This window comes from Streptomyces sp. NPDC096324, from assembly GCF_044763015.1.
In the GTDB taxonomy this organism is placed as follows: Bacteria; Actinomycetota; Actinomycetes; order Streptomycetales; family Streptomycetaceae; genus Streptomyces.
Genome location: NZ_JBIWFK010000009.1, coordinates 1 through 13,391, shown reverse-complemented (window position 1 = coordinate 13,391; position 13,391 = coordinate 1). Strand labels below are relative to the sequence as shown.

Genomic DNA, 13,391 nt, shown 5'->3' with positions numbered 1-13,391 from the left:
GATTCCGGGGTCGTCACAGCAGGTGTGGAGGAGGGGCCGGCGAGGCCCGCCACGGGACTACCGAACCGCCACGACGGAGGAGCCGTGCCCGAACAGCCCCTGGTTCGCGGTGATCCCCACCCGCGCCCCGGCGACCTGCCGGTCACCGGCATCCTCGCGCAACTGCCAGGTCAGCTCGCACACCTGGGCTATGGCCTGCGCCGGAACGGCCTCTCCGAAGGAGGCGAGCCCGCCGCTGACGTTCACCGGTATGCGTCCGCCGAGCGCCGTGGCGCCTTCCCGCAGGAGCTTGGCGGCCTCGCTCTCCCCGCAGAGCCCGAGATCCTCGTACCACTGCAGTTCCAGCGCGGTCGACAGGTCGTAGACCTCCGCGAACGAGAGATCCTCGGGTCCGATGCCCGCCTCCTCGTAAGCCGCTCGGGCGATGGACGCCCGGAAGGTCTCGGGCGCGGGTTCCACGGCGGCCGCCGAGTCCGTGGCGATGTCCGGCAGATCCAGCACGGTGTTCGGATAGCGCGGCGACACGGTCGACACCGCGCGGATCCGCACCGGCTCGGCGATGCCGTGCCGGCGCGCGAAATCCATGCCCGCCAGCACCACGGCCGCGCCGCCGTCCGAGGTCGCGCAGATGTCGAGCAGCCGCAGCGGATCGGCGACCACGGCCGACGCGGCGACCTCCTCGGCCGTGACCCGCGTGCGGTAGCGGGCGTACGGATTGAGCGCGCCCAGGGCGGCGTTCTTCACCTTCACCTGGGCGAAATCCTCGGGAGTGTCGCCGTACAGAGCCATCCGGCGCCGCGCGTACAGCCCGAAGTACGTCGGGTTCGTCGCCCCGAGGACACGGAAGCGCAGCCAGTCCGGATCGTCCGGCCGGTCCCCGCCGGCGGGGCGGAAGAATCCCTTGGGTGCCGCGTCCGCGCCCACCACGAGGACCACCTCGGCGAGGCCGGAGAGTATCTGCGCCCGCGCCGTGCCGAGCGCCTGCGCCCCGGAGGCGCAGGCCGCGTACACGCTCGTCACGCGTGCTCCCTGCCACCCCAGCGCCTTCGCGAACGTCGCCCCCGCCACATACCCCGGGTAGCCTCCGCGGACGGTGGACGCGCCCACGACCGAGTCGACGTCCCGCCAGCCGATCCCCGCGTCGGTCAGCGCGGCACGCGCCGCGGCGACCCCGTACTCGACGAAACGGTGCCCCCGCTTGCCCCACGGGTGCATCCCCACGCCCAGCACCGCCACATCACCGGTCACGTCCCCGCCCCCGTCCGCTCCGCGTCTTTCATGCCGTCACCCCTGTCGGCCGCCAGTGCCACGTCGTCCAGGTGGTCTCCTCGTCCTCGTGCAGCACACCGGGGACGATCTCCACCTCCATGCCCAACGCCAGGTCGGAGACGGTGATCCCGGGAACCGCCTGGCCGAGCACCACGAGGCATTCGGATTCCAGTTCCACAGCGATCAACGCGTAGGGCTCCCAGGAGAGTTCCGGATCCGTCACATAGGGTGACGGAGGCCGATAGCGGCTGTCCGTGTACGACCAGACGCGCCCCCGTGGCGAGAGCGGCACCTCCATCAGTTCGCCGCCCGCGCATCCCGGATTGCGGCAGAAGGTGTCCTCGCGGGGGAAGAACACCGAGGCGCACGCCGAGCACCGCGTGCCGAGCAGGCGGAAGCCGTCCCCTTCCCCGGTGAACCACCCGGCGACGACAGGTGTGCGTGTGCGCGACACGGTCCCTCCACGACACTCGATCTGACGGAACGTCAGAAGTGTGCCACGGGCTGGGGAAATTGGGCAGGGCGCCCGTGCGGACCGACGGGCGCCACCGGCAGCCGGAGTCCCGGCCGCGGCGGCAGGGGTCGCGGGAGCGCCTCAATCGCCCCATCCGCCCCGACCGAGCAGTTCCGCCCCGGCCGCGTCATCCGGGCCAACCCGAAGACGCCCGTTCGGTGATGGACTACAGTCCGCGGCGTGTCCGAAATCCCGCACCCACCCGCCGACTTCGCGCCCGACTCGCACTGTTCGAGCTGTGGCGCGCCCTACGGAGAGGGCATCTCCGGCTGGCCCCGCACCTGCGCCGCCTGCGGCACGGTCGCCTACCGCAATCCGCTTCCGGTAGCGGTGGCTCTCCAGCCCGTCTACGACGACCGGGGCGCGGCCCTGGTCGTCATCACCCGGACCATCGCCCCCGCGCGCGGAGGCGTCGCCCTGCCCGGGGGATTCATCGACCACCGGGAGGACTGGCGGCAGGCCGTCGTGCGCGAGCTCAAGGAGGAGACGGGCATCGACGCGGCGAGCAGGGAAGTGCGGCTCGCCGACGCGATGAGCTCACCCGCGGGCCATCTGCTGCTCTTCGGGCTCCTTCCGGAACGCCCCGCCGCCGAACTGCCGCGGTCCGCAGCCACCGACGAGACCGAAGGCTGGCATCTGCTGCGCCGGCCGGCCGAACTCGCCTTCCCGCTGCACACCCTGGCGGCCCGCGCCTGGTTCGAGGGACGGTACATCTGAGGGTCAGGGACGGAGTCCCCCCAGCCCCCGCACCCGTACGGGGTACGAGGGCTCGCTCAGGCCCCCCGTGCCGCTCGCCCTGCGCACCACCACCTCGTCGTCCTCCCAGCGGGACACATGGCGCTCGGCCTCCGGTTCCTCCCATCCGTCGCCCGTGTCCGGCACGACGAGCCCGACCCCGCCGCCTCCCCGAGCGGGCGCCCACGCCTCCAGCTCCAGACCACCGTCGGCACCGCGGACGGGCACGACGGCACCGGCCCGCGCGAGCACCGGAATCCGCGACAGGGGTGCGTCGACCACCACCTGACCCGGCCCCTCGTACGCCTCCTCGGTGACCGTGTCGTACCAGCGTCCCCGCGGCAGTTGCACCGTCCGCCGGACCGCACCAGGGTCCAGCACCGGCGCCACCAGGAGGCTGTCACCCAGCAGGAAGGCGTCCTCGCAGTCGCGCAGCGCCCGGTCCTCGGGACTGCCCCACCACAGGGGCCGGACGTACGGAGCGCCCGTGCGGCGCGCCATGTGCGCCAGCGTCATGAAGTACGGGAGCAGCCGCCGCCGTTCCAGGAGCGCCACGCGCGCGTGCTCCAGAGTCCCGTCACCGAACTCCCAGGGCTCCCTGCGCCCGGCCCGCAGGCTCGCGTGCGTGCGGAACAGCGGGAGGTACGACCCGAGCTGGAACCACCGCAGATAGAGCTCGGGCGACGGGCTGCCGTCGAAGCCGCCCACGTCCGGTCCCGAGTAGGGCACCCCGCACAGCCCGAGCCCCAGTACCAGGGACAACGACGCCCGCAGCCCCGGCCAGCCCGTGGCCACGTCCCCGGACCACGTCCCCGCGTAGCGCTGCAGACCCGCCCACCCGGAACGCGAGAACAGGAACGGCCGCTCCCGCGGCGCCAGTTCACGCAGCCTCTCGTAGGCGGCCCGGGCCATGCCGAGCGCGTACACGTTGTGCGCCTCGCGGTGGTCACCGCCGCGGCCCTCCAGCGAGTGCCGGGCCGAACGCGGCAGCGTCGGCTCCCCGAAGGCCGTGAACGACGTCGGCTCGTTCATGTCGTGCCAGAACCCGGCGAATCCCTGCGCGAGCCGCTCCTCGTACAGCCCGCCCCACCACGCGCGCGCCCGCGCGTCCGTGAAGTCCGGGAACACGGCCTCCCCGGGCCATACGACACCTCGCACGAGCTGTCCCGAGGAGTCCCGCACGAAGGCCTCCTCGGCGAGACCGCTGTCGTACACCTCGTTGCCCGGCTCCGCCTTTACCGCCGGGTCGACGATGGACACCAGCCGGATCCCGTCGCGCCGCAGCTCCTCGGCGAGCTGGGGAAGCTTCGGGAACCTGTCGCGGTCGACGGTGAACACCTGGTGGGCGTCGTAGTGGTCGATGTCCAGATGGACGGCGTCCAGCGGCAGCCCCCGCTCCTGGTAGCCCGCGACGATCCTGCGCACCTCCTGCTCACTGCCGAAGCCCCACCGCGCGTGCTGGTGCCCCAGCGCCCACGCGGGCGGGAGCGCCGCGGCACCGGTCAGCGACGCCCAGGAGTGCAGCACGCGCGCGGGGGTCCCCACCATCACCCAGCAGCGCAGCGGCCCGCCGTCCATGCGCAGCTCGCACGACCCGGCCCGGTCGTGCCCGGAGCCGGCGCCCTCCTTGCCCTCCCGCAGGATCACGGTGCCGTCCCACGTCGTGTCGTGGAACACGAGATGCGTTCCCGCGTCGGCGACGACCATCTGCACCGGCATCGTGAGGTACAGCGGATCGTCGCCCGGCCCGAAGGCCTGTCCCGGATCCGTGTTCCACAGCCGATACGTTCCCTCGCGCAGCCGGAGCCCCGCCGCCCGGCCGCCCAGACCGAAGAACCGGGCGTCGGCCGCCACTTCGGAACGCTGCATCCAGCGGGCGGTGCCGCCGTCGACGGGTTCCCACCACCGGGGCGGCAGATCCCGGCGCAGGATCACCCCGCCGGGCGTCAGAACCTTGACCGCGCCGTGCCGTGAGACCGTGACCGTGACCCGCTCGGCCACGACGCGCCAGCCGCCGTCCTTGTCCGGCTCCAGGACGGCCCGCGGATCGGGTTCCGGGGACCGGCCCGCCAGGGCGTACGACGGCTCCGGCGCGACGGCGTCCCAGCCCCAGAAGACAGCCCCGCCCACCGTGACCGTGATCCGCAGTTCCGAGCGCGTGAAGCGGACGACCCCGCCGCCGGGGCCCGGCTCCACGCCGAGCACCGGCCCCGGTACCCGCGCCCGCTCGGCGCCACGCCGGGGCAGTCCGATGGCGTCGGCACGCCTCCTACGCCAGGCGGCTCGTACGGTGAGCAACCCCTGAGTGGTACCCCCCGAGCCGACCGCTTTCACCGAACGCACCAGGTCACGACCGTCCATGCTGCTCACCCTGCCACTACCGGCGCCCGTTGAGTGCGCCGTTCAACTGCCGTTCACCTGGTGCGAGGCCACATCTTCATGTAGCCGACTATGTGGGGCGTGCCCTGGTAAAGAAGTCGATCACATGGCATCGTCCGTGTCAGCCGCGTGACGCGCACACCCCCGCTCGTGCGCGACCGACGCCCACGACGCGCACAGCCCGGGAGCCGCCCCCATGTCCACCACGAACCCCTCTCCGCTCTGGCAGCCCACCGCCGAGGGCATCGCCCAGGCGCGGGTCACAAAGTTCCAGGCCTGGGCGGCCGAACGGCACGGAGCGCCGGCCGACGGAGGCTACGCGGCCCTGCACCGCTGGTCGGTCGACGAGCTGGACACCTTCTGGAAAGCCGTCACGGAGTTTTTCGACGTACGGTTTTCCACCCCTTACGCGCGCGTGCTCGGCGACCGTGCGATGCCCGGAGCCGACTGGTTCCCCGGAGGGACCCTCAACTACGCGGAGCACGCCCTGCGCGCCGCGGAGACCCGCGCGGACGAACCGGCCCTCCTGTATGTCGACGAGACCCACGAGGCCGTCCCCGTGACGTGGTCCGACCTGCGCCGTCAGGTCGGCTCCCTCGCCGCCGAACTCCGGGCCCTCGGCGTACGGCCCGGAGACCGGGTCAGCGGCTATCTCCCGAACGTCCCCCAGGCCGTGGTCGCCCTGCTCGCCACGGCCGCCGTGGGCGGGGTCTGGACGTCCTGCGCCCCCGACTTCGGCGCCCGCAGCGTCCTCGACCGCTTCCAGCAGGTCGAACCCGTGGTCCTGTTCGCCGTCGACGGCTACCGCTACGGCGGCAAGGAGCACGACCGCCGCGACACCGTCGCGGAACTGCGCCGTGAACTGCCCACCCTGCGCGCCGTCGTGCACATCCCGCTCCTGGGCAGCGAGGCACCCGAGGACGCCCTGGAGTGGTCGGCGCTGACCTCCGCCGACGTGGAGCCCGTCTTCGAGCCGGTTCCCTTCGACCACCCCCTGTGGGTGCTCTACTCCTCCGGTACCACCGGCCTTCCCAAGGCCATCGTCCAGTCCCAGGGCGGCATCCTCGTCGAGCACCTCAAGCAGCTCGGGCTGCACTGCGACCTGGGCCCCGAGGACCGCTTCTTCTGGTACACGTCCACCGGCTGGATGATGTGGAACTTCCTCGTCTCCGGCCTGCTCACGGGCACCACGATCGTGCTGTACGACGGCAGCCCCGGGTATCCGGACACGGGCGCCCAGTGGCGCATCGCCGAACGCACGGGAGCCACCCTCTTCGGCACGTCCGCCGCGTACGTGATGGCCTGCCGCAAGGCGGGCGTCCACCCCTCGCGCGACTTCGACCTCGGCCGGGTGCGGTGCGTCGCGACGACCGGCTCTCCGCTGCCGCCCGACGGATTCCGCTGGCTGCACGACGAGGTCCGCGAGGACCTGTGGATCGCCTCCGTCAGCGGCGGCACCGATGTGTGCTCCTGTTTCGCCGGAGCCGTACCGACGCTCCCGGTGTACATCGGCGAGCTCCAGGCCGCCGGTCTCGGCACCGACCTCCAGTCCTGGGACCCCAGTGGCAAGCCCCTCACCGACGAGGTCGGCGAACTGGTCGTCACCAACCCGATGCCGTCGATGCCCGTCCGCTTCTGGAACGACCCCGACGGCAGCCGCTACCACGACAGCTACTTCGACACGTATCCCGGAGTGTGGCGGCACGGCGACTGGATCACCGTCACTTCCAGGGGCTCGGTCGTCATCCACGGCCGCTCCGACTCCACGCTCAACCGGCAGGGCGTGCGCATGGGCTCGGCCGACATCTACGAAGCCGTCGAGCGTCTTCCCGAGATCAAGGAATCGCTCGTCATCGGTGTCGAACAGCCCGACGGCGGCTACTGGATGCCACTGTTCGTCCACCTGGCGCCCGGAGCCGTCCTGGACGAGGACCTCCTGAACCGCATCAAGGGGACCATCCGCGAACAGCTCTCCCCGCGGCACGTTCCGGACGAGGTCATCGAAGTACCCGGAGTGCCCCACACCCTGACCGGCAAGCGCATCGAGGTGCCCGTCAAGCGCCTTCTCCAGGGCGCGTCGATGGAGAAGGCGGTCAACGTCGGATCCGTGGACGACGTCGAGCTCCTGCGCTTCTACGAGAAGCTGGCCCGCGAGCGCGGCTGACCGGTCTGCCCGGGCCTCAGCCTCCGTAGGTGGCCTCCGACTCGCCGAGCACGGCGGTGAAGTCGGAGGCCAGGCGCACGGCGTCGGCGGGCACGAGCTCCGCGACCGAGATGCGCACCCCGGGCGCGGCCGAGGTCCGGAAACGCGCGCCCGCCGCGACCCACCATCCGTACGAACGCAGCCCGTTCACCACGGCCGACTCGTCCCGGACGGGCACCCAGACGTTCAGCCCGCTCACGCCGTGAGCCCGGACACCCCGGTCCGTGAGCTCACGCAGCAGCGCGTTCCGGCGCAGCGCGTACGTCTCCTGGGCACGCGCTACCAACGCGCGCGTGGCCTCGTCCGTCATCAGTCGGAGCACCGTCTCCTGCAGCAGATGGCTGACCCAGCCGGAGGTCAGCAGCAGGCGTCCGTCGTGCCGGGCCAGTGTCGTCGGATCGCACGCCGCGGCCGCCCACCGCAGATCGGTCCCCAGGAACTTGCTGACCGTGCGCACATGGACCCAGCGGTTCAGACCGCCCGCCGTCAGAGTGCGCAGCGGCGCGCCGGCGACGGACGACGCGTGGTCGTTCTCCACGACCAGCACATCGGGCGCTTCCTGGAGCACGGCGACGAGCGCGTCCCGGCGTTCCGCGGAGAGGCTGCCGCCCCAGGGATTCTGCGCCCGCGGACTGCACACCACCGCGCGCACCCCCGCTCGTAGAGCCGTCCGCAGGGCGTCCGGGCGGATGCCCTCGTCGTCCACCGCGACGGGAACCGTGCGCAGTCCCAGCGCCGTGACCAGGTCCAGCAGATGGTGATAGCCGGGGTCCTCCATCGCGACCGCGTCCCCCGGACGGAGCTCCACGGAGAGCAGCCGCCCGATCAGGTCGAGCGCACCGTGCGCGAACGTCACATGCTCCGCCGGCACCCCGTCGGGCTCCAGCCAGTCGCGTACGGCCTCCTCCAGCCGTGCCAGACGCGGTGAACCGCGGTGGGAGCGCGCACCGGGGGAGAGCTGCGAGGGCGGCACCAGCCGGGGCAGCAGCGCGGGGTCGGGATGCCCGCCCGCCAGATCCCGCAGTCCGTCCGGCACGCGGGGCGGGCGTCGTGACGCCACCGAGGGCGCGGCGGCGATCACGGTCCCGCCGCGTCCGCGGGTCACCACGATCGCGCGTCGCCGCAGTTCCTTGTACGCCGTCGCGACCGTCCCCGGACTGACGCCGAGCCGCTCCGCCAGAGCGCGCACCGGAGGCAGCGCCGTGCCCGGCTCCAGGGCGCCCTCGGCCACGCCCCGTTCCACGGACGCGGCAATTCCCTTGGCCGTCGCACCACTGATCGAATATTGTGTTGCCACGTTACCAAGTATGTATCAATACATAACGTGAGGCAAGGGGGAACCGTGAGCCCGACGCGTCGCGCAGCCGCATGGCCGCCACGCATTCCAGGAGGCCCCGACGGCCGAAGAATGCTCTGGATCGCCCTGGTCGACCGCACCGGCAGCGGCCTGTGGGCAGCTGTGTCCGTCCTGTACTTCACCTACGTCACCGGTCTCTCGGTCGCGCAGATCGGCACCCTCGTCGCCGTGGCCGGAGCGGTCGGCATCGCCGGCGCGCCTCTGGGCGGACGCATGGCCGACCGACTGCCCCTGACCCGCGTGCTGATCGGGCTCCAACTCCTGCGGGCCGTTGCCTCCTTCGCCCTGCTGGCCACGGACAACTACGCCCTGCTGCTGGCGTTCTCCGCCGTCGGCAGCTTCGGCGACCGGGCCGCGAACGTCCTCACCAAGCTGTACGCCACCCGCGTCTCGGGACCCGACCGCGTCCGCTACCAAGCCGTCAACCGCACCGTCGCCAACGCCGGTTGGGCTCTCGGAGGTCTCGTCGCGGCGGGAGCCCTCACCATCGGCACCACCGCCGCGTACCAGTGGCTGCTCACGGGCGACGCCCTCTCCTTCGTGGCCGTCGCCCTCGCGACCGGCCGCTGTGGCGAACCGCCCTCGGCCGCCCGCACGATCGCCACGTCGAAGGACACCGCCCCCACGACGCGCCCCTCCGGTCCCTGGCGCGACCGCACCTACCTCGCCTACGTCGCCACCGAGACCGTCCTCTTCCTCGACGACGCGGTGTTCAAGGTCGGGCTGCCCCTGTGCGTCGCCCACTCCGACCAGGCTCCCCACGGCCTCGCACCCCTCCTGATGGTCCTGAACAACGTGATGGTCGTGACCCTCCAGGTGCCCCTGGCCCGCCTCGGTGCCACAACGGCCGCGGCCCGGGCCCTGCTCGTCCCGCTCTCCGCGTTCTCCGCGCTCGGAGGTGTCCTCCTGGCGCTCTCGGCGACAGGTGGAGCCATGGCCGTGACCCTGTTCCTGACCGCTGCGGCCGTCGCCTTCACGGTGACGGAGATGCTCCACGCCACCGTTTCGTGGGAACTGTCCGTGGCCCTCGCCCCGGACACCGCGCAGGGCACCTATCTCGGCGTCCACGGACTCGCGCAGGCAGTACAGCGCAGTATCGGACCACTCGCTGTCACAGCGGCCATCGCGGCCGGCCCCCTCGGGTGGACTCTCTTCGGCGCGACCATGGCCACGACCTGCATGTTCCAGCACCGCCTCGTGCGCGACAGGCTCACCCGCCCCGCATTGTCAGTGCCGCCGGTTACTGTGAGTGAGCATTGATCGACTGCGCACAGGGGGAAACATGGCGCACACCCAGAACCACACCATGCGACGCGTCCTGCGCCGCGAAATCGCCGGCACCATCGGCCTGCTGACCGACGAACAGGACTTCCGGGCGATGCTGCGCTATCGCACCTTCGCCTTCGACGACCATGCGACCTATCTCCACCAGGTCGAAGCCCTGCTCAAGACCCTCGCCGCCCAGGGCAGCCACACGACAGTGGCCCTCTTCGACCCCGAGGAATACGCCGAATTCTGCGCCGAAAGCGGCCTGGAACCCGACACCCTGGTCAGCCGCACCCGCTTCACCGCCCAACTGGCGGCGACCGGCCCCACCGTCCCCTACGACGGCAGGCCCCTCGACGAACTGGTCCCGGACCTCGTCGACGAAGCCGTCCGCCGCGCCACCTGGGAGTACGCCACCACGCTCCTGGCCCGCATCGGCACCTGCGCGACCTGCGGCGAGGACATCGGCCGCGCCTCCTTCATCCGCGCCGCCCACCTCCTCGCCCGGATCGTCGACACCGCGAGCCCGGGAGACCTCCACCTCGTGTGCAGCGTCTCCTCGGCTCCCGACACGCTCGTCGCCGTCCTCCGGACAGAGGGACGCGCGGAAGACACCGCTCGCCTCGACGAGTCCGAAGCCCTCGAATTCACCACCGTCCTGGCCCTCGGTATCGCCACCCGGAGCGCCTGCGGACTCGTCATGCGCACCACCGCACCCGACTGCACCGACCGTGTCTACGGATGGCGCCTGCGCGGCGAACACCTGGAACCCCTCACCGCCGGGGAGGTGTTCGACGCCTACTGCACCGACCTCGATTCCGGCGACCTCGTCTCCCCGGAATCAGGCGTCGACTACTGCGTACCGCCCGACCTCGCGGACGACGGAAAGGGGACGGGCCACAGCCACTGAACGCGAAAGGGGCGCCCCATCCGCAGATGGAGCGCCCCTCCGTACCGAAAACCACCGCCGCCCGCTGACGGCGCCGTCCGGCTACTCGCCCGACAGCACCGCCTGCGCCGCGGTACGCGCCTCGTCCGCCGTGTCCGAGGCCCGTGCGGCCGAGGCCGCCCGCTCGCACTGCGCCAGCGTGTACTTCGCCAGCGTCGCCCGGACATAGGGAATCGACGCGGCACCCATCGACAGGGAGGTGACGCCCAGACCGGTCAGCACACAGGCCAGCAGCGGGTCCGACGCCGCCTCGCCGCAGACACCGCAGCTCTTGCCCTCGGCCTTCGCCGCCTCGGCGGACAGCGCGACCAGGTCGAGCAGCGCCGGCTGCCACGGGTCCTGCAGCCGGGACACCGCGCCCACCTGCCGGTCCGCGGCGAACGTGTACTGCGCGAGGTCGTTGGTTCCCAGGGAGAGGAACTCGACCTCCTGCAGAATCGACCGCGCCCGCAGCGCGGCCGACGGGATCTCCACCATCGCGCCGAACTTCGCCCGCAGCCCGGCCTCACGGCACGCGTCCGCGAACGCCTTGGCGTCCGTACGGTCCGCGACCATCGGAGCCATCACCTCGAGATAGACCGGCAGCCCCTCCGAGGCCTTCGCGAGAGCCGTGAGCTGCGTACGCAGGACATCCGGGTGGTCGAGCAGCGAACGCAGACCCCGCACGCCGAGCGCCGGGTTGGGCTCGTCGGCCGGCGTCAGGAACTCCAGAGGTTTGTCCGCGCCCGCGTCCAGCACCCGCACCACGACACGGCCCTCGGGGAAGGCCTCGAGCACCTGACGGTAGGCCTCGACCTGCTTCTCCTCGGTCGGCGCCTGCTTGCTGTCGTCGAGGAACAGGAACTCGGTACGGAACAGACCTACGCCCTCGGCACCGGCCTCCACGGCCGCCGGCACGTCGGCCGGACCGCCGACGTTGGCCAGCAACGGCACCTTGTGCCCGTCGGAGGTGGCACCCGGACCCGTCGAGGCGGAGAGCGCGGCCTTGCGCTGGGCCGCCGCGGCCTCCATCTGCGCCTTCTTCTCCGCGCTCGGCTCCACGAAGATCTCGCCCGTGCTGCCGTCGACGGCGATCACGGTGCCCTCGGCAAGCTCACCCGCGCCGGGGAGCGCCACGACGGCCGGTACGCCGAGCGCGCGGGCCAGGATCGCGCTGTGGCTGGTCGGCCCGCCCTCCTCGGTGACGAAACCGAGGACCAGGGTCGGGTCCAGCAGTGCCGTGTCGGCGGGCGCGAGGTCACGCGCGATGAGGACGTACGGCTCGTCGCTGTCCGGGACGCCCGGCATGGGCACACCGAGCAGCCGGGCGACGATACGGTTCCGCACGTCGTCCAGGTCGGCCACGCGTCCGGCGAGGTACTCACCGGCGCCGGCGAGCAGCGCCCGGTACGCGGCGAGCGCGTCGTAGACCGCACGCTCGGCCGTGCTGCCCACGGCGATCCGCCGGTTCACATCAGCCGTCAGCTCGGGGTCCTGGGCCATCATGGCCTGGGCCTCGAGCACCGCCTGGGCCTCGCCGCCCGCCAGATTGCCGCGCGCGATGAGGTCCGCCGCCACGTCCTCCACGGCCTTGCGGGCGCGCGCCTGCTCGCGTGCCGCGTCCTCCGGGGGAATCTGCTTGGCAGGCGGCTCGAGGACCGCCGTTCCCATGTGCCGAACCTCGCCGATGGCCACACCGTGGCTCACGCCGACGCCTCGCAGCGTTGTCTCCATCTCACCCGTCTCCGCATAGTGCGGCGGTACCGCCGCCGTGATGATTGCCGAACGCGCTGTCCAGGACAGCGTCGATGTCACTGCCAGCCGAAGAGCGCGTCGCCGGCCTTCACGTCGCCCTCCTCACGGACGTCCGAGAGGGAGTCCGCGGTGGCTTCGAGGGCCACGACCGGGCACACCGGGGACTTGCCGGCCTCCTCGACGGCGGCGGGGTTCCAGCGCACGACACTCTGGCCGCGCGTCACGGTGTCCCCCTTGTTGACGAGCAGCTCGAAGCCCTCGCCATTGAGCTGCACGGTGTCGATACCCAGGTGCGTGAGCACGCCGTGGCCCTCACCGTCGACGACGACGAACGCGTGCGGGTGGAGGGAGACGATCACGCCGTCCACGGGGGCGACAGCCTCCGAGGGTTCACGCACAGGGTCGATCGCCGTACCGGGGCCGACCATCGCTCCGGAGAAGACGGGGTCCGGTACCGCGGCGAGGCCGATGGCGCGTCCTGCAAGAGGGGACGTCACGGTGGTCATGGGAAGCCTCCGAGGGGGGTGGAGATCTATACGGGCCGTCACTGTCTGTCCCGGACAGCGCACTGTTGAGCAGGGTATGTCATATGAAGTGACGGTTCCGCGCGAGAGATCCCGGTTGGCGCCGTAGAGGACAGGGCAAACGATTTGCGCCCGCTCCCGCACCCCATGTAGAGTCGTACTCCTGCTTGAGGGTGAGCGGCGTGACCAAGGCGTCGTTGCCCGGCAGCACCCAACTTGTCAGATCCTATCTCGGGGTCCTGTTCCGCATGGCTGCGGGATGGTGGTCAGCGAGACGGAAAAGGACTGATAGAGTTTGGCTCGCCGGAAAGGGAAACGCGAAAGCGGATTACCTGGAAAGCACCGAGGAAATCGGATACGGAAACGGTCTGATAGAGTCGGAAACGCAAGACCGAAGGGAAGCGCCCGGAGGAAAGCCCGAGAGGGTGAGTACAAAGGAAGCGTCCGTTCCTTGAGAACTC

The 13,391-nt window shown here is 71.5% G+C and carries 10 protein-coding genes; 4 read left to right on the top strand and 6 right to left on the bottom strand.

What is annotated here, in order from left to right:
• Window positions 1-57 precede the first annotated feature (57 nt).
• Window positions 58-1,248: a lipid-transfer protein gene (locus ACIQ7M_RS25010; protein ID WP_403648242.1), complete on the bottom strand. Its 1,191-nt coding sequence runs from the start codon at window positions 1,246-1,248 to the stop codon at window positions 58-60.
• Window positions 1,249-1,276: 28 nt separating this feature from the next.
• A complete protein-coding gene (locus ACIQ7M_RS25005; protein ID WP_403648238.1) occupies window positions 1,277-1,723 on the bottom strand; it encodes a Zn-ribbon domain-containing OB-fold protein in 447 nt (148 codons plus the stop codon).
• 240 nt (window positions 1,724-1,963) lie between these two features.
• Here ACIQ7M_RS25005 and ACIQ7M_RS25000 point away from each other — a divergent pair, with 240 nt between their 5' ends.
• Window positions 1,964-2,500, top strand: coding sequence for an NUDIX domain-containing protein (locus tag ACIQ7M_RS25000; RefSeq protein ID WP_355766976.1), 537 nt, complete (start codon window positions 1,964-1,966; stop codon window positions 2,498-2,500).
• A gap of 3 nt (window positions 2,501-2,503) precedes the next feature.
• Here the strand turns inward: ACIQ7M_RS25000 and ACIQ7M_RS24995 are convergent, their stop codons facing one another.
• Complete coding sequence (locus ACIQ7M_RS24995) at window positions 2,504-4,879, bottom strand: TIM-barrel domain-containing protein (RefSeq protein WP_403648235.1); 2,376 nt, start codon at window positions 4,877-4,879, stop codon at window positions 2,504-2,506.
• A gap of 214 nt (window positions 4,880-5,093) precedes the next feature.
• On the opposite strand from ACIQ7M_RS24995, the gene ACIQ7M_RS24990 reads away from it, so the two are divergent.
• Window positions 5,094-7,061 carry an acetoacetate--CoA ligase gene (locus ACIQ7M_RS24990; RefSeq protein ID WP_403648232.1) on the top strand — a complete coding sequence of 656 codons (1,968 nt, stop codon included), beginning with the start codon at window positions 5,094-5,096 and terminating at the stop codon, window positions 7,059-7,061.
• Window positions 7,062-7,077: 16 nt separating this feature from the next.
• Here the strand turns inward: ACIQ7M_RS24990 and ACIQ7M_RS24985 are convergent, their stop codons facing one another.
• Window positions 7,078-8,397, bottom strand: coding sequence for an aminotransferase class I/II-fold pyridoxal phosphate-dependent enzyme (locus ACIQ7M_RS24985; protein ID WP_403648229.1), 1,320 nt, complete (start codon window positions 8,395-8,397; stop codon window positions 7,078-7,080).
• A 111-nt stretch (window positions 8,398-8,508) separates the two neighbouring features.
• Between ACIQ7M_RS24985 and ACIQ7M_RS24980 the strand changes: the two genes are divergently transcribed.
• The gene (locus ACIQ7M_RS24980) at window positions 8,509-9,717 is read left to right on the top strand and encodes an MFS transporter (RefSeq protein WP_403648226.1); all 1,209 of its coding nucleotides are present in this window, start codon (window positions 8,509-8,511) and stop codon (window positions 9,715-9,717) included.
• Window positions 9,718-9,739: 22 nt separating this feature from the next.
• Entirely contained in the window at window positions 9,740-10,633 is an 894-nt protein-coding gene (locus tag ACIQ7M_RS24975; RefSeq protein ID WP_403648223.1) for a hypothetical protein, read from the top strand.
• Window positions 10,634-10,714: 81 nt separating this feature from the next.
• Here ACIQ7M_RS24975 and ptsP read toward each other — a convergent pair whose 3' ends face one another.
• Window positions 10,715-12,385 carry a phosphoenolpyruvate--protein phosphotransferase gene (gene ptsP / locus ACIQ7M_RS24970; RefSeq protein WP_389850931.1) on the bottom strand — a complete coding sequence of 557 codons (1,671 nt, stop codon included), beginning with the start codon at window positions 12,383-12,385 and terminating at the stop codon, window positions 10,715-10,717.
• A gap of 77 nt (window positions 12,386-12,462) precedes the next feature.
• Window positions 12,463-12,912: a PTS glucose transporter subunit IIA gene (locus ACIQ7M_RS24965; RefSeq protein ID WP_386980089.1), complete on the bottom strand. Its 450-nt coding sequence runs from the start codon at window positions 12,910-12,912 to the stop codon at window positions 12,463-12,465.
• Window positions 12,913-13,391 lie beyond the last annotated feature (479 nt).

What these genes read in the sequence shown, in the direction of transcription:
- ACIQ7M_RS24995 (WP_403648235.1), bottom strand. Translation starts at nt 4,879, where the DNA reads ATGGACGGTCGTGACCTGGTGCGTTCGGTGAAAGCGGTCGGCTCGGGG.
- ACIQ7M_RS24990 (WP_403648232.1), top strand. Translation starts at nt 5,094, where the DNA reads ATGTCCACCACGAACCCCTCTCCGCTCTGGCAGCCCACCGCCGAGGGC.
- ACIQ7M_RS24980 (WP_403648226.1), top strand. Translation starts at nt 8,509, where the DNA reads ATGCTCTGGATCGCCCTGGTCGACCGCACCGGCAGCGGCCTGTGGGCA.
- ACIQ7M_RS24975 (WP_403648223.1), top strand. Translation starts at nt 9,740, where the DNA reads ATGGCGCACACCCAGAACCACACCATGCGACGCGTCCTGCGCCGCGAA.
- ptsP (WP_389850931.1), bottom strand. Translation starts at nt 12,385, where the DNA reads ATGGAGACAACGCTGCGAGGCGTCGGCGTGAGCCACGGTGTGGCCATC.
- ACIQ7M_RS24965 (WP_386980089.1), bottom strand. Translation starts at nt 12,912, where the DNA reads ATGACCACCGTGACGTCCCCTCTTGCAGGACGCGCCATCGGCCTCGCC.